Annotated in this window: 10 protein-coding genes; 4 read left to right on the top strand and 6 right to left on the bottom strand. The window is 44.7% G+C overall.

Annotated features, from left to right (window positions below; all coding sequences use genetic code 11):
• Positions 1 to 13 precede the first annotated feature (13 nt).
• The 4 genes from L5M10_RS01075 to cysK all read right to left on the bottom strand — a co-directional run bounded on the left by L5M10_RS01075 (position 14) and on the right by cysK (position 6,816).
• A complete protein-coding gene (locus L5M10_RS01075) occupies positions 14 to 2,728 on the bottom strand; it encodes a TonB-dependent receptor plug domain-containing protein (protein WP_028760970.1) in 2,715 nt (904 codons plus the stop codon).
• A 693-nt stretch (positions 2,729 to 3,421) separates the two neighbouring features.
• The gene (locus tag L5M10_RS01070; protein WP_263254684.1) at positions 3,422 to 4,420 is read right to left on the bottom strand and encodes a TDT family transporter; all 999 of its coding nucleotides are present in this window, start codon (positions 4,418 to 4,420) and stop codon (positions 3,422 to 3,424) included.
• A 151-nt stretch (positions 4,421 to 4,571) separates the two neighbouring features.
• The gene (locus L5M10_RS01065) at positions 4,572 to 5,645 is read right to left on the bottom strand and encodes a methyltransferase (protein ID WP_263254683.1); all 1,074 of its coding nucleotides are present in this window, start codon (positions 5,643 to 5,645) and stop codon (positions 4,572 to 4,574) included.
• 202 nt (positions 5,646 to 5,847) lie between these two features.
• The gene (gene cysK / locus L5M10_RS01060) at positions 5,848 to 6,816 is read right to left on the bottom strand and encodes a cysteine synthase A (protein WP_113940761.1); all 969 of its coding nucleotides are present in this window, start codon (positions 6,814 to 6,816) and stop codon (positions 5,848 to 5,850) included.
• A gap of 250 nt (positions 6,817 to 7,066) precedes the next feature.
• Between cysK and L5M10_RS01055 the strand changes: the two genes are divergently transcribed.
• Both L5M10_RS01055 and L5M10_RS01050 read left to right on the top strand, forming a co-directional pair.
• Entirely contained in the window at positions 7,067 to 8,269 is a 1,203-nt protein-coding gene (locus tag L5M10_RS01055) for an RDD family protein (RefSeq protein WP_263192237.1), read from the top strand.
• Entirely contained in the window at positions 8,266 to 9,387 is a 1,122-nt protein-coding gene (locus L5M10_RS01050) for a beta-ketoacyl-ACP synthase III (protein WP_028760965.1), read from the top strand. The genes L5M10_RS01055 and L5M10_RS01050 overlap by 4 nt, the downstream gene beginning before the upstream one ends.
• Positions 9,388 to 9,487: 100 nt before the next feature.
• Here the strand turns inward: L5M10_RS01050 and L5M10_RS01045 are convergent, their stop codons facing one another.
• Positions 9,488 to 11,929 carry a DUF5916 domain-containing protein gene (locus tag L5M10_RS01045; protein WP_411569334.1) on the bottom strand — a complete coding sequence of 814 codons (2,442 nt, stop codon included), beginning with the start codon at positions 11,927 to 11,929 and terminating at the stop codon, positions 9,488 to 9,490.
• Between the two features lie 143 nt (positions 11,930 to 12,072).
• Positions 12,073 to 12,852 carry a sulfate transporter CysZ gene (gene cysZ, locus L5M10_RS01040; protein ID WP_028760963.1) on the bottom strand — a complete coding sequence of 260 codons (780 nt, stop codon included), beginning with the start codon at positions 12,850 to 12,852 and terminating at the stop codon, positions 12,073 to 12,075.
• Between the two features lie 197 nt (positions 12,853 to 13,049).
• Between cysZ and L5M10_RS01035 the strand changes: the two genes are divergently transcribed.
• Both L5M10_RS01035 and zipA read left to right on the top strand, forming a co-directional pair.
• Positions 13,050 to 16,466 carry a chromosome segregation protein SMC gene (locus L5M10_RS01035; protein ID WP_173497358.1) on the top strand — a complete coding sequence of 1,139 codons (3,417 nt, stop codon included), beginning with the start codon at positions 13,050 to 13,052 and terminating at the stop codon, positions 16,464 to 16,466.
• Between the two features lie 23 nt (positions 16,467 to 16,489).
• The gene (gene zipA, locus L5M10_RS01030) at positions 16,490 to 17,563 is read left to right on the top strand and encodes a cell division protein ZipA (protein WP_168824145.1); all 1,074 of its coding nucleotides are present in this window, start codon (positions 16,490 to 16,492) and stop codon (positions 17,561 to 17,563) included.
• Positions 17,564 to 17,634: the final 71 nt, after the last annotated feature.

Raw genomic sequence — 17,634 nt, 5'->3', positions numbered from 1 at the left:
CATAAACACCATATTAGAATTTAACTTCGCCTTCGATAAACCATTCACGACCACGCGCATCATATGATGAGCGGTTATAGTGTGGCCAGGCTGTATCTGTTGGATCAAAGTTTGGTCCAACATTAAATAAGTTCATTACACCGCCAGTCACTTTAATTGCGTCTGTGATGTTATAAGCCGATGTTAAGTTCCACTTCGTTTGTGATGCAATTTCGTTTGCACTTTCATCGAATGCCAAACCTTTATCTAATGCAGCTTTTTTAAACGATTTATATCCAACACCATGCATTCTTGCTGTGTGGTAAGCGCCTAAAGTTGTTTCAAAATCGTTTATATACCAACCTAAAATGATATTGGCTTTATATTGCGGTAAACCACCATCATCGATGTCATCATCAATTGCAGCTGTAGGATCTGTTTGTCCTTCAGAAAGAAGAATATAAGTACCATTAAAGTTTAGTTTTAACTCACCAAAGTCAGCGACATCCCATCCGTAACCAGTGGTTAAGTCAATACCACGAACTTTCTGATAAGCAAGGTTTTGTGCGACGGTATTAATGTGAGTAATAGTACCTAATGCGTCACGGGTGATCATGTTTGCATAAGTTTCATATTCACGAGCAGCTTTGCTTGCAGAGATGTCACTTACCATGTCATCCAGTTTCCACTCCCAAATATCGAGTGAAGCATTTAAGCTATCGCCACCATATACAGCACCTATGTTGGCTGTATAGCCTGTTTCAGCGCTAAGATCTTTGTTAGCACCAGTAGTGATATCAATATTGAGTTCATTACAGATTTTGTTCAGTGTTGGATCTGGATTTTTCTGAGATGGAGTTCCACCTAGAGCTTGGCACTGTTTAAAATCAATGATATTGCTATATGCTTTAGTTGCATCTCCATATACGCGATGCATATCTGGTGCGCGGAACACTTTACTGATAGAGCCACGAACTAATAATTCATCAAGTGGGCGATACTCTACGGTTAATTGAGGTGACAAATTTCCACCGAAATCATCATATCGGTCATAACGTAAGGCCGCATCAAGTGTTAAGTCCTCAAGAACTGGAAGCTTTAATTCCATATAGGTTGCCCAGTATGAACGCTCACCAGCACCTGATGAACCACCACGGCTTAGAATATTGCCTTTAACAGATTCTGAGTCAGATTCTGATGAGTAGTCTTGAGTGGTATATTCCGCCCCAAAAGCAAAGTCTGCTGAACCTGCTGGCAGTTCAAATGCTGGACCTGTGATATTTGCCTGAATATTTTTTTGAGTTGATTGAGCTTTTTCAAACGGAGTGTACGCTATACCGCTGACATCATTTGTGCTGATAGGCGCAAGCAGTGATTTACCGTCAGTACCTTGAGCTAGATAATTAAATAATCCACCCACAGTCGCAAAGCCACTATTGAATACATCCACATTAGTACGGCCGTAATTTACGGATGTATCCCAACTATAATCATCAGCGATCACGCCTTCCAAGCCCGCGGTGAAGAAATAGTTACGGGTACTTGTTTCTCCTGCGCGGTTGCCGAATTCGTGCAAACGACGAATATAGTTGTAGTCACCATTTTCGGCATTTTTAAAATCTCCACCAAGACCTGTATTCTTGTCGAATGTTTTTGTCAGTGAATCATCTAAATCAACGCCTAAAGTTACTTTGTCTCCTGCAACATTGACTGTGTAGTTATCGATACCCATAGGTTCGATACGTGTTGTTGATTTTGCTTCTGCAAAATCAAGACGTCCTACAAAGTTCAAATTATCTGCAAGTTCATAGTTAAAGTTCGTTGAACTGATAAAACGGGTGCTTTCTGGTGATAGATCGCGCCACTTTGAGCGATCAAAGCCACATGCGCTACCTGTCCAAAGAAAACCGCCCGCTTCGCATTCACTCGCAGTTAGGACACGTTGGCCTTTTGGTGTCGTTCCACCAGCAGGTTTTTTACCTGTAATGCCAGCCCCATATGAGCTGTATTGTGAATATTTACTATAAGGTACTTTGTCTGTATCTAATCCAAAAACAGCTCTATCAGTTGCATTCAAACGCTCAGTATCAGTAAATTCGATGAAGGTTGAGACGTTACCACGTTCGGAAGATGAACCCAGAGATAGCGCAATTCGATCGCTTCCACCACCGCCTTCAGTAGTATCACCATGTCGATATTTTAATGCGACGCCATCAAAATCTCTTTTTAAAATAATGTTTACTACGCCACCAACAGCATCTGCACCATAAATTGCTGAACCACCAGATTGTAATATCTCAATACGAGCAACTGCTTCCATTGGTAAGTTTGCGGTATCAACAAAGTTGTCTGTACCACCTGCTGGTTTAGGATATTGGTTGAGACGTTTACCGTTAATCAATGTTAGCGTTCTGCTTGCACCCGCATTACGTAAACTGATTGATGACGCAGCTGGTGTAAAACCATGTACTGATTGAGTTGTCATTGCTCCTGTTGTTGAAGTCAGGCTCTGCAATGCATCTTGTACGTTAGTAAAACCTTGTTTTGCCATATCATCAGCACTTAGTACTGTAACTGGGGTTGCGGTTTCCATATCGGTACGCTTAATACGTGAACCTGTTACTTCAATACGTTCAACTTTGGCACCATCTTCAGCTGCATATACTATCGAAGTGGTTAACGCGGCAGTAGCTGCTCCGCTTATTAATGCAAAGCGAACGGCTTTGGCTAATGTAGAATTTGCACGCATTTTATTCTCCCTTAACACATGTTGTATGTTTATTTTTTATTTTTCTTAAATGGTTACTTATGTAAAGAATTAAGCTCTCATTTAATTGAGTTCAGGATATAACCACAAGAAAATAACAAGTGCAACATTGGTCATGCTGGAGTTTTGTTTAAAATTTGTTATTTACTCTCTTTTTAAAATGCAGATATAAGTAGGGTGTGTGTGTAATCGGTGGCAGATAAGGTTTTAATTTGAGGGTTTTGTTTTTTATTTGGCTTTTTGTTTTTATTATTGATTCTTTGTGTTTTTTTATTGTTGCTAATATTTTGTTTTATTGTGTTTTAATTTTGTTGTTTTCAATAATAGTTTGAAACTATTTTATGTGAAAAAGTAAAAATTAATAACGATATGGTTTGTCATTCCATATATTTTAGATTGGATGATTGAGGAGTGTTATCAATAAGGGTTTTCATGCGGTTTAATTTTGTATGGTGATATTTTCACACCACGTCAGGAAGCTAGAAGTAAAATTATGGAATGAAATGTTGTAAAGAATAAAAACTAATCAAATGCTATTTCTGATTATTTAATTTTGACTGTTTAAATATAAAAGCGAAGTGAATATCTATTCACTTCGCTTTCGGTTTATTGTTTAGTTTTTTGAGTGAACAATTCATTTGTATGGTTAATTATTTTTACAAAAAGCTGTTCTGTTTATTTGCTATTTAGAACTGATTTGTGCTCTACCACGTTAAATTGCAGTGGAAAGTAGTGTCCTAAATAACGTAGGGCGACATAGGCAACCACTAAGGTGGCGATTACCAGTTCGAATTCTGCTAAGTATTTTATCCATATCGCTAACTCACCCATGTTATTGAACTGCGTTAACCAAGCTGCGGTTTTAAAGAGGGCGGTTGCACCGATCACCATAGGGAAGGTAAAGGCTGCGTAGCCTGGGCTAAAGGGCAGTTTTAGTAGGTGAAAGAAGGCCAAGTAGATGATGCTGGTCATCAGAATGGCGATGCTCAGTAGTAAGGCGACTAAGGGAATTGATGCCTGCTCACAAACAGTCAGATAGCCCGCGAGTGATAAACTGGCGGGAGCTGCAAGAATGGCAATGGTTGGTTTAGCGGCATCAGGTATCGCCTGACAGAAAATGAGGCGATAGAGCATCAAAGGCAGCATGATTAAGTAGGCTAACATTCCAAAAACCAAAATGGCATTTGCTAACCATTGGTAGTCAGACACAGGGAAAGACACCGCCGCGACGATAATGCCAATCGGTGGTACAAACCAGCTTGGAACCATGTGCTCGAGTTTAAAATCGATGGCGCGAAAGTAGATAAACGCGCTTAGGAAGATCACATGGATACCAATGGCGACTAGCCACAGAGTTAAGCCTGCATGGGGGAAATAATCGCCGAGTGATTTAGACACCACCATCAAGCCCATGGCGAAGGTGGGGATCACACTACCAATCACAGGGTGACTTAGCTCGTCCTTTAAAATGTTAGGATGAAGCATGAATTTACCCATGAGCAATAACAGTAACACAGAGGCTATGATGGCACCTGTGAGTTGTCCTGCGCCATTAAGTGAAGGTGTCATGTTCTCCCATGTCCAACCTAAGCTGGCAATTGCCAGTGCCAACCCAGCCATAGGGCTGGGAAGTTTAGCTGCGTGGGATGTCCAGCGTTTGCGTTTTGAAGTCATTTTGAATACCTCTCAATACTGACAATGCTTAACATCGCTTTTTGGGGCGCTGTTTTGATATATTTAGTGTACTGCGGGTATCCATGATAAATAAATTTGATTAATTTTATTCATTGCATAAGTTTTGTTTACTTTAATGTTGCTATTAAACTTAAGGTTTGAGTTTACAACGCAGTAGCGTGTGCCCTAGGCCAAGATTGTCTGTGTCTTCATCCACATACAGTCCCGCTTGGTGAAGCAGGGCCAATAAATCCTTAGAGTGATACATGCGGCTATTGCCATTGGCCATGGCGCTGAAATAGAGGCTAGTGGCATTTACGCAATAGGCGGAGGCGGCCGATGGCTGTCTATCCCAAAAGGTTTCGACGATAAAGAGTTGGCTGCTTGATGTCATTGCCTTTGCCGTGCGTTGTAAAATGCTCAGGATTTGGATTTTTGAGAAGCAATCCAGAAATTGACTCATCCAGTAAGTATCGGCGCCTTCGACAAAGGGTAGTGAGTCGTCCAGCAGATCGGTGGCAAAGGTATGCACTCGTGCTGCAAAACCTCGTGCGAGTGCATTTTGTGTGGCTACCTCTAGTTGCCCCGGAAAATCCATAATCGTGACTTCAACGTTTGCGTCATAATCACAGCAGCTCAGTGCCCATTTTCCCGTATTGCCGCCTATATCCACTAAATGGATTGGCTTATGGGCAAACACTAATGGCAGAAGGTGTGGAAAGGCATGATCCGAATAGTAATGATCGAAGGCAAACCAGCTCTGTTTCGCTTTGGGTGGTAGATCTTTTAAGGCGGGGTAGATGGTATTCCAGTCACCGAACACCTTAAGTCCTGCGGCCTTGCCTTCGAGTAGCGCGGTATCAAGGTTAAAAAGGCCTTGATAGCAAACATCCTGCACAAAGTTAAGATTGATGGCGGCCATGTCGTCATGGAGTAAAAAGTGCCCCGTTTTATCGAGCACATAGCCATTTTCATGTTGCCAAACGAGCCCCATGCTGAGTCCCATATCCAGCAATACCCCCAAGGCATATTCACTCAGTGGGGTGGATTGCCTTAACTCGGCCGCAGTGATCCCATGCTCGGCCGCTTTATCTATTTGCGCCAGCACATCGAATTTGAGTAGGCAGTGGGCGACTTGAAAGCTGATGGGGCCAAAGGCAATTTTTTGAGCTTCAAACTTTGCATTGAAGGCGCTGATATTACTTGGTGTTCGGTAAAAAGACATAAAAAGGAATGAATTGGCGAGCGGGTCCGTTCTTTATAACCAAGTTAGCCGTGAAAGCCAGTTGAGATACGAAGAACTATGAGCTGTATCCAAACTTGAGCAGTAACTTATTTATGCTCTGTAATCGAGATCTAAATAATGGAATGCCATAAATAAAAATACCCAGCCAAAGCTGGGTATTTTAAGGACGAGAAAACGTCGTTTATTGAACGTTTTCTTCGTCGCCGAATTGGCCTTGGAACAAGACTGAAGATAGGTAACGCTCGGCAGCCGATGGCAAAATCACCACAATGGTTTTGCCTGCAAACTCTGGCAACTCAGCGATGCGGTTGGCGGCGACAACGGCGGCACCCGATGAAATACCCACTAAAATGCCTTCTTCTTGCATTAAGCGGCGGGCCATGTCGATGGCTTCATCGTTAGTTACAGCCTCAACACGGTCAATCAATTCTAAATCTAAGTTACCTGGGATAAAGCCAGCACCAATACCTTGGATTTTATGCGGCCCTGGTTGCACAGGTAAACCCGCTAAGGTTTGAGCTATAACAGGAGAATCTGCTGGCTCAACCGCAACTGAGGTGATGGTTTTACCGGCCACTTTTTTCAAGTAACGGCTTACACCAGTAATTGTACCGCCAGTACCTACACCGGCAACAAACACATCCACTTCACCATCGGTATCATTCCAGATTTCTGGACCTGTGGTTTTTTCATGGATTTCTGGGTTAGCAGGGTTATTAAACTGCTGCAATAAAATGTATTTTTCAGGAGCCGATTGGCGAATTTCTTCCGCTTTATCAATGGCACCTTTCATGCCTTTCGCGCCTTCAGTCAGCACGAGAGTTGCGCCTAGGGCTTTGAGTAGCTTACGACGCTCTAAACTCATGGTATTTGGCATGGTCAGGGTCAGTTTATAGCCACGGGCCGCGGCAACATACGCTAATGCAATACCTGTGTTGCCTGATGTCGGCTCAATCAGCTCGTGATTTTTTGTTAATAGACCTTTCTTCTCGGCATCCCAAATCATATTGGCACCGATACGGCATTTAACACTGAAACTTGGGTTACGGGCTTCGACTTTGGCCAGCACTTTACCTTGGCTAACACGGTTTAAACGTACTAGTGGTGTATTACCAATAGTATATGAATTATCTTCGAAAATTTTGCTCATGGATTGCTTGCTCCTATGTTGGCACTACTGAATCATAATCTGCTGTGGCGCTTTTAGAAGTGATTGTTTGTTCTTCTTTATTCGATTTGGTTATTAAAGGGTGTGCTGTTATTCGCAAACCCTGATTGGCAGCCAGTTTAACTGTGTTAACCTCTTGCTAACATAAAAAAGATTGTGGCATTAACAGGGATAACTTCTTGATGTCTCAATCGTAAAACTAGCCTATCACTCGTATCGGACAAGCGCAAAGATGAAGCAGCAACAAATGGATCTGGGTAAAGATCCAAAAACGATGGTAACACCAAAGGCATTTACCATTGCAGCATCCGTGTTATACACCCCATTGGCGACACCGTTGAAGCGGATGTTAGCCATACTGATTGATGGTTTGCTGATCACTGTGTTAGCTGAGCAGATGGATTGGATGTTTGTCTTGCTGGTGGTCAGTATTATCTGGATTGAAAAGCGCAGTCGTAAGTTTGGTCGTTTACTCAAGTGGGGACTTTATGCCTTGATGTTGGTTTTTATGTTGCTGACAACCGCCAATAATCTGTTTGATTTTAATGGAACAGACGTTAAAAGCAGTGAGGGAGTAGAGCAACAATTGGCATTAGGTGAACAAATCATTACGTCACTACCAGCATTGATGTCGTTGAGCCAGTGCAATAATTATGCTTGTGGTAAAACTCAAGTTCAATCCCTACATGAAGCGATAAAAAGCGCTTCAGGATCAAAGGGCATGACAGAAAATGATCAACGTGAAATAGTGCTAGCAACCATAGCCAACAGTAGTTTGCCTGCCATAGACAGTGAAAAGTTACAGGCGGAAGTGCTTAATGGCAGCCTATGGCCTGTTATTACGCTTCCTGTTGAGTTGGCGACAACAGATTCTCCGCCTGAGCCACTTCAGCCTATTCAAGCTATTTCGCCGGATGTACAGCCGCAAAGCGCGGTGGCTGATGCAGTAAATGTGAGCTCTTCGCAATATTCTCGCCTCAGAACCGTTGATGAAGCTCCAACCCATAGTGTTGTTGCTTGGGTGAAAGGCTTTCTGAGTGATATGGGGCTGGGTTTTGGTTGGGCAGCGTTTTACTTTACCGTCTTTACTGCACGATTTGATGGTCAAACCTTAGGTAAGAAGATGCTGGGCATTCGGGTGATCCAGCTCGATGGTGCCAACATCAGTTTATGGGCCGCGTTTGGCCGTTATGGCGGCTATGCCGCAGGCTTTACCACTGGCTTACTTGGCTTTATGCAAATATTTTGGGATGCTAATCGGCAGGGGATCCAAGATAAAATATCTTCAACAGTCGTGATAGACTTAGTGCAAATGCATAAAAAGCAACGATTAGAGCAACAAGCGCAGGGGCAAAATGAGTTAGCACCTGTGCTTACGAGTGATGATGCATCCTCTGCTCACCTTACAACCAGTACCCGTTTGGAGCATTTATGAAACAGGTCGTCATTTCGGGGAGTGGCCTATTTACGCCGCCCCACAGTATTTCCAATGAAGCCTTAGTTGAGAGCTTCAATGCTTATGTGGATATTTTTAATCTTGAAAATGCAGGCTTAATTGAGCAAGGCCATGTCGCGGCTTTGTCCTATTCATCGAGCGAGTTTATTGAAAAAGCCTCTGGCATCAAGCACAGATATGTGATGGTGAAAGAGGGCATTCTGGATCCCGAAGTCATGATGCCGTTGATTCCTGAGCGCAGTAGTGACGAATTATCGATGCAGGCCGAGATTGGCCTTGAAGCCGCATTGATGGCGCTTAAAAATGCCAATCTCAAGGCTGAACAAATTGACTTAGTGATTGTTGCCTGCGCTTATACTCAGCGTGCGTATCCTGCTATGGCGATTGAAATTCAACGTGCACTGGGTACGCGGGGTTATGGTTACGACATGCAGGTAGCGTGTTCATCGGCGACGTTTGCAATTGTCGCCGCGGCTAATGCCATTGCTACGGGTTCTGCCTCAAGAGTGCTAGTGATCAACCCTGAAATTTGCTCGGCACAGGTGAATTATCGCGACCGTGACAGCCATTTTATCTTCGGTGATGTGGCGACGGCTCTGGTACTGGAAGAACAAAGCTTAGCCCAGTCTGACCATGTGTTTAAGATCCTCTCAAGCCGCTGTTTTACCGATTACTCGAACAATATTCGCAGTAATTTCGGTTTCTTGAATCGCTGCGATCCGAGTGCGGCCCATCAAGCCGATAAGTTATTCCACCAACAAGGGCGCAAGGTATTTAAAGAGCTGTTGCCGATGATTTATCAACATTTGGATGAACATCTGGCCGAACAAGCGTTAACGCCACAGTCCTTCAAGCGTTTATGGTTACATCAAGCGAACATCAACATGAATCAGTTTGTGGTGAGAAAGTTGCTTGGGGATGATGTGTCTGCGGAACAAGCGCCCGTGGTACTAGATGAATACGCCAATACGGCTTCCGCGGGTTCTGTTATTGCATTTCACAAGTTTTCCGGTGACTTTAAGACTGGCGATTTAGGTTTATTGAGTTCGTTTGGCGCAGGATATTCTATTGGCAGTGTTATTCTGCAGAAGGTCTAAGATTCTCACCGTCATAATAAAAAGCCCACATCGAGGAAGATGTGGGCTTTTTTATGTCAGTTGTTTGCCTAAGTTGCTTTCTGTTTAAGGCAATGATTGTTTATAGCAGCCATGCGTAACTTAACTTCATAAAGTAGGTTTTCTCGTCCCGCGTCAGGCGGCTTAACTCATCATTAGCCTGTAAACTATCAGAGTATCCGAGGTAGAACACACTCTGCGGATTGAGTTTATAACCGTAGAGGAGCTCATTGCCTAAATGCGCTTCCTCACTCTGCGGCGCTGAATATAAATACTGCGCCACATTGCGATTTATCCGGGTGTAAATGCTAGAAAGGCGAATAAAACTGTGTAGACTGAATTGCCAGTTGAGGCGTACATCGCTCAGATTAGCGGTAAAAAGTGCACCTTGTTCCACATCCATTTGCTGATAAAGATGGGAGATATCGATAGAAAGTCCATTAGCAATTTTCCAATTGATACTCGGGTTCATTTGCGTTTTAGTGCCCAGCCTATCATTGATAAAATCAATTTCATCGCCGTAGTACATTTCAAGCTCCATACTCAGGGGCGATAACGGGGTTACTGCGCCATAAAACCACACTTGGGTTTCATCATATAGTTGACTATTTCCGGCGATAGTGAGCAGTGAAGCATCGAGGCGAGGGCCCACACGTTCACGGGTTTCTACACCAAAGGTGATTTCGCTTTGTAATGCGCCGAGGATTTCTATGTAGGCTTCATACTCTTCTTCAAGTCGTTCGCCTGCTTGGTTATGAGTGATATCCCAATCTCCCGCTAATTCCACCTTGTTAAAGGTGCCCGTAGGATACCAAATCAAACCCGCACCAGCCTCAAAGGTGCGGTAATCGATTTTTTCGACAAAGCCTAAATCGGCACGAAAATCGGGATCAACGGCGTTGTATTCACTGTAAGCAAACCAATTTCGTTCTTCGTGCTTAAAGGTTAACTGATATAAATTGCCGCCAAAGCGGTTATCAGATTTGCTACGTAATACTTGTTCGTTGAGTTGGCAGTGACCGAGTTCGCAATCAAGCTGAGATTGGCCACAGGGCAACCCATTACTAGGGGCCTTTTCAGTGTCAGTACAAAATTGACGATAGACTCCAGTGGGGTACTGAGTATCCGATTGGGCCACTTGCGCAGTGAAACTGTCCTGTGGTGTTGGTTGATATTTCGCATCCAGACTAATGACATAGTTGTGGTAATCGGGTTGGCTGTTGATCCCATTATGGGGGGCATTTGCTGCACCATTGTGAGTGTTGTCACTGCTTGTTTTCGCGGTAAGTAATCCGCCGATGGAGAAGGTTTTGCTCATGTCGAAACGATAACGTCCCGCAAGGTTCAAACTTTCTTGATCAAGCGAGGCAACCTCTGAGCTTAAATTTCCCGGCACTAAAAACGTGGTTTGGCTATCGTTACTTGCTAGCAGAGCTAAAGTGTGATCATCGCTCTTACTTGTCAGTTTGATACCATAGTCAGGTGCAACAATATTGCGGGTGTGCAGCAGATTGACCTGTGTGTCGAAATAGTCTTTATTATCCAAAAAAAACGGCCGTTTCTCATCATAGAACAAGGAGAAAGTGCTGTTCACATCGAGCTGGCCAGCATCGGATTCCACTTGGGAAAAATCGGGATTAATGGTGGCATTGAGTAAGGTGCTGGAATTAATGCCCCAGCGCAAGTCTACACCTGGCTCGAGATTGTTATCAGCTTCCCAGCCATCCGCCTGTTTATGTTCGTTACGGTTGGCGATAAAAGTCGGGGTGATTTGTACATCCTGTCCTTGTTCTGCCCCCGCCAAGCCAGAAGCCACACCTAACTGACAAAGTTGACAACTCGTATTACGGTCAATCTTATGGGTCGATAGGCGATGTTTTTCATTGCGTGGATAATAACGAATTAACTCAAAGCCCCATTCTTGCAGGCTTTTCTTGTCGTCAAAGTTGAACAGTCTCAGTGGTAACTCGACTTCGACCTGATAGCCATCGGCGGTGATCTTGCCTGCGGATTTCCAAATACCATCCCATGCTTCGCTTTCTTCACCCGTTAGTTCGTTTTCAATTGAGTCTAATTGCACGCCAAGGGGATTAATAAAAAATTGGTATGCTAAACGGGCATTATTAAAAGTATCGAGTTTAATTCCGACTAAATCATCACTCCACAGTTTGTCTCTGTCCTTGAGTGTGGCGCGAATGAGTTTGGGATTAATGTCTTTGGCAGTAAATGCCACAAAAAGACTGGTTTTAGTCGCATAGACTCGCGCCTCGGTTTTCACTAATGCGGCAATGTTTTCCCCTGGTTGGGTTTCGTATTTGAGCTCTGTGACTGCGGCTTGTTGCCAAATGGCATCGTCCAACTCACCGTCGATATTGGCAGCACTGTTAAGTGTTGGAATGGCTAACTGAAATTGGCTGGCATAGCCAGCAAGACAAGTTACAGGTAGAAAAGTAAGACTAGATAAGATGATGGCTAAGATTGATTTCAACAAAAAAGACTCAAATAACACATTCGTGGCGCGCATTTTGCCAGAAAATGTGAAGTTAACAATAGCGAGTAATTGTTACAAGGTTTGCGTTGATTTTAACGAGGCGAAACATGATTGGATTATTGGGTCTAAAAAATTGGGGAGCAGTGCTGAGCCATGACTCAGCACTGCTGGTGTTACTACTCGGGTGCGATGGCATGGTTGCGATACGCTTCACGATACTTATCGACCCACATGGCCGTCGCGCCACAAATCGCCACTGGCATGACGATAAAGTTGACTATGGGGATCATCGAAAATAGCGTCACAGTTGCGCCAAAGCTAAAACTGGTGCCACGGGTTTGATTCAAGGCAAAGCGCATATCTTTAAAACTGACCTTGTGGTTATCGAAGGGATAATCGCAGTACTGAATCGCCATCATCCAAGCGCTGAACAGAAACCATAAAATCGGCGCCAGCGTCTGACCTACCATAGGCACTAAAAACAATAACAAAAATACCAGTGCGCGGGGCAGATAGTATTTGAGTTTGATCCACTCACGCCCAAGGATACGCGGTAAGTCTTTGATTAAATCAATACCAGAACCGGTATTCAGCTGCTTACCAGTTAACAACTGCTCGACTTTTTCAGCCAACAGACCATTAAAGGGGGCGGCGAGCCAGTTCATGACGGAGCTAAATACAAAAGCAAGCATCACCAGCATAGTGGTGACGGCGAGTGGCCAAAGTAAAAAGTTTAACCAGCTTAAGTAGTCAGGGAGCTGGGCATTCATCCAAGTGAATAGCGTATCTAACTGGCCTATGGCTACATAAATGACGCCAGCAAACAGCAGTAGGTTAATCATTAACGGAATAAATACGAAAGTGCGCAGGCCTTTACGTGTGATTAAACCAAAGCCATCGAGAAAATAATTAACGCCACTTTTGGCTGGGAAGGGCAAGGTTTTTTTCTGTGTCATATCGTTTTTCCAAAAAGTTAAGCGACAGCTATATGCGATTGTGATCAACTCATGGACAGATGACAAGCTAAAAGCCGCATGAATTCAATAAAAAGCGTTACAAAATGCTGCCTGCTTTGTTAAAGTTGCCAGCAGAATGCATTTGCACCGCTAGGCTCATTTTCGGGCCAGACTTCAGAGACGCGCTAACTGGCACCATGAGATTAAAACAGATAAAACTTGCCGGCTTTAAGTCGTTTGTCGATCCCACGAAAATTCCTTTTTTACAGGCATTAACCGCCATTATTGGCCCAAATGGCTGCGGTAAATCGAACGTGATCGATGCCGTGCGTTGGGTGCTCGGTGAAAGCTCGGCGAAGCACCTACGCGGTGATTCTATGGCCGATGTGATATTTAACGGTTCAAGCGCGCGAAAACCTGTGTCTGTGGCGGGTGTTGAACTTATTTTTGAAAACAAAGAGGGTCGCCTCGCTGGTCAGTATGCCAGTTATGAAGAAATCGCCGTTAAGCGTCAGGTGAGCCGCGACGGTGAGTCTTGGTATTTTCTCAATGGTCAAAAGTGTCGTCGTAAAGACATTACCGACTTGTTTATGGGCACAGGTCTTGGCCCGCGAAGTTATGCCATTATCGAGCAAGGCACTATTTCCCGCCTGATTGAATCTAAACCCCAAGACTTGCGTACCTTTATTGAGGAAGCCGCCGGGATTTCCCGCTATAAAGAGCGTCGGCGCGAAACTGAAAACCGTATTCGCCATACCCGCGAAAACCTCGAGCGTTTGGGCGATATTCGCAGTGAGCTCGGTAAGCAGTTAGATAAACTTGCGCAGCAGGCTAAAGCCGCTAAACAATATCGTGAGCTTAAACAGGCCGAGCGTAAGACCCATGCTGAACTCCTTGTGATGCGCTATCAAGAGTTGCAAGATCAGATGGCGAGCCTATCTGAGCAGATAAGTGCTATTGAAGTGCAGCAAGCGGCGGCGCAGTCACTCGCGCAAACTGATGAATTACAGACCACTGAATTGCAAGTGCAACTCGCGCAATTGGCGGAGCAAGAGCAGCGAGCGGTTGAAGCCTATTATCTGACCGGTACTGAGATCGCTAAGTTAGAGCAACAGCTACAGAATCAAAAGCAACGCGACGCCCAGCTCGAAACCCAGTTGGCGCAAGTCAAAGAGCAGATCCAACAAAACACCGATAAGCTTAACGGCTATAAAGCGAGTCTTAGCGCGTTAGAGCTTGAACTTGCCAAACTTGGGCCACAGCATGATGAGCAACAAGAGCTCATGGATGAGCTGCAATCCCAATGGGAAATGAGCATAGAACGCAGTCAGCAGCAGGCCGAAGTGGCGCGCCAACAGGCAGCGGATGTTTCTCAGCATAAGTTACAGCTTGAACTGCGTCGCAGCCAGTTAGCGCATCAGCAGCAATTACTGCAACACAAACAGCAGCAAAGTCGTGAGCAGCAGGCGCAACTTGTGGCGTTAATGGACGGTGATCTCGCATCGAGTATTACACCATTGCAGCAAGATATTGAGTCTTTGGATGATGCGCTCACACTGCAAAATGAAATTAATCATCAGCAAGAACAAAGTGTAAGTGCAAGTACGCAAGCCTTAGATGAAGCCCGCCATAGCGCTGAGCACATTCAGCAGCAATTAACTGCGACTAAAGCGCGCCATGAGCTGGTTGAACAGTGGTTGACTAAGCAAGAACAGCAGAGTGATAAACCGCAGTTATGGCAGAGTTTAACTGTTGAAAATGGTTGGGAAACCGCGGCCGAACTCGCCCTAAATGGCTTGTTGACCTTGCCCGTTGGCGTCACTGAAACTGAAATGGGGTTTCAAGCGTTAGCGTCACAATCAAGCCAAAGTGAATTTTTACAGGCTAAGGTGAATCTCGCCCCTTGGTTAGCGGGGCTTAAGTGGGCAAAGGATATCCATGCAGCGAAAGAACTGCTGCCACAGCTAACATCCGATGAACGGATTGTCACTGCCGACGGTTATCTACTGGGACAAGGTTTTTTAATCACTAAAACAGAGGGCGCCCAGTCACTGGTGCAACTCAGTAAAGAGCAAGCTCAGTTAGCGCAAAATATCCTCGATTTGCAACAATCCCTGCAGATTCGGCAAGACAAGATGACAGATCTTGCGGCTATTTTGCAGCAACAAAGACTGCAACTGACCGATGGCGCGCAAAAATTACATCAATTGCAGTTAGACAAAGCGACTAAGTCGATGCAGCTTAGTGGTTTAATCGAGCAAGTGAAGGCGCGCGTCGAACAGCAAAGTAAACTCGACGCGGCTTTAAGTACGAGTTTGATTGATATTGAACGCTTAAGCGAGCAATGCGAATTATTAGCAGAACAAGAAATGGAGCTCGATGAGACGCTGCAGGCTAGTGAAGATATTCAGCGGCAACTCATCCAAGACACACAGGCCGATAGTGTGCGCCATCAAGCATTAAAAGGGCGTATTACTGAGGTAGAACGTCAATTATCAGCCACTGCGACGGGGTTGCAAGCCGTGACGATGCGCATGGCCGTGAGCGCGGAGCAAATTGAATTACAGCAAGTGCGTGTCAATGAACTCATCCACTCCCGCGAGTCTGTGTTAACAGAACTTGCCAAAGTTGCCCAATTGAGTGGGGTGCAAAATAGTGTGCAGCTAACTGAACAGTTAACGCAGTTACTAAAGCAACAACATGAGCAACAACAGGGCTTAAAAGAGGTTCGTCAGCAGCAAAGTGTGCTCACAGACACATTAAACAGTATAGGAATAAAGCAAAAACAAGAGCTTGGTAAGCTTGAGGACTTGACTCAAAGCCTGAGCACGTTAAAGTTACGTCGTGAAGGAATAAAAGGCCAAGCGAATAGTCAGCTGGAAGCCTTGCAGGAACAGCAAATCATTCTGTCTGAAATCCTTGGAAACTTGCCCGCAGAGGGGATGCCAGACAAGTGGCAGAGTGATTTAGATCAAATACGGCAGAAAATTGTTCGTTTAGGTGCCATTAACCTTGCGGCGATCGAAGAATTTGAACAGCAAAGTGAGCGAAAATCTTATCTTGATCATCAAGATGACGATTTAAATAAAGGGCTTGCAACCTTAGAGGAAGCGATCCGTAAAATAGATAAAGAAACTCGAAGCCGCTTTAAGACGACATTTGATTCAGTCAACGAAGATCTCGGACGCTTATTTCCGAAAGTGTTTGGTGGCGGCCGAGCTTATTTAGCGTTAACTGACGACGATTTGTTAGAAACGGGCGTGACTATCATGGCCCAACCACCGGGGAAGAAGAACAGCACAATCCATCTTCTTTCGGGTGGTGAAAAAGCATTAACCGCTTTATCATTGGTATTCGCCATTTTTAGGCTGAATCCTGCTCCCTTCTGTATGTTAGATGAAGTGGATGCGCCATTAGACGATGCCAACGTAGAACGCTTCTGTCGATTGCTAAAAGAAATGTCACAGAGCGTACAGTTTATTTATATCAGCCATAACAAAATAACCATGGAAATGGCGGATCAACTTATTGGCGTGACTATGCACGAGCCCGGTGTGTCTCGTATAGTTGCGGTAGACATAGAGCAAGCGGTGGCGATGGCTGACGCTGGATAACTAGAAGAAAGACAGGGTAACCAATGGAAGATTTGCAACTAGTATTGTTCGTTTTAGGCGCCATAGCCATAGTTGCTGTGCTGGTGCATGGATTTTGGTCGATCAGAAGACAACAGCCTAAGTCATTGAAAGATAGCCCAATGAGCAACTTTTATAAGAAACAGGCTGAGAAAGGTGAGCCGAGTCCGAAGCGGATCGATTCAGAAGGGTTTGATGCCGATGGTATTGGCGCCGTACGCGTGCGCAAAGCCGGTGAACTTGCACCTAACAACGAAACTCCTGCGGCCAATCCTTATTTGAAGCAGGAAGTAAAGCTAGAACCTAAGCCTGAATTTAAACCACAAGAGTTTAAATCAACAGAATTTAAACCAGAGTTGAAAGTTGGCCCTAAACACGAGCCTGTGACTGCTCAGCCTGATTTTAGCTTGCAGCCACCCGTGGCAAAAGAGCAACACCGTAGCCCGAAAGTCTCGCGTCAAGAGCCCGTTTTGAACACTCAAGCGAGCACGCAAACTCCGCCAATGGGTCAATCCCATGCGGCTATCGTCGCGCAAAAAGCGGCTGAGCAGGAACATGCGTTACGTAGTGCAGCTCCGCAGCAAACGGCCTTGTTTGACGAAAATGAATATAAAGAAGATAGCTATCAAGAAGAGGTTGTCGAACAAGCCGCTGAAGATGAGTTAGGTGAACCACGCGACGTACTGGTATTACACGTGGTCGCTAAAGAGGGTCTACAGCTTAACGGCGCCGAATTGCTACCTTGTTTCTTAACCTTGAATTTTAAATATGGGGATATGAATATCTTCCATCGCCATGTGGATAATGCTGGCAATGGTAAAGTATTGTTCTCGATAGCGAATATGCTAAAGCCTGGCGTGTTTGATCCGGATAATATGGAGCAGTTCAGTACCCAAGGTGTGGTGTTTTTCATGACTTTGCCTTGTTACGGTGACGCCCTAATGAACTTTTCGATTATGCTTAACTCGGCGCGTCAACTCGCGGATGATATCGATGCGGTCGTGCTTGACGGACAACGCCAACCTTGGGGTGAGTTCACTAAGCAAGATTATTTACACCGCATTCGCGCTAACGCTTAAGCCGACACCGCAACTTGGCGGTTAATAGATTGATGAGGCCGCTATTGCGGCCTCATTTTTTGTGATCTACT

The sequence above is a fragment of the Shewanella sp. SM32 genome, from assembly GCF_025654235.1.
GTDB classification, from domain to species: domain Bacteria; phylum Pseudomonadota; class Gammaproteobacteria; order Enterobacterales; family Shewanellaceae; genus Shewanella; species Shewanella oncorhynchi.
The sequence above is the reverse complement of the archived record's forward strand: the minus strand, read 5'-3'. Positions and strand labels throughout refer to the sequence as shown.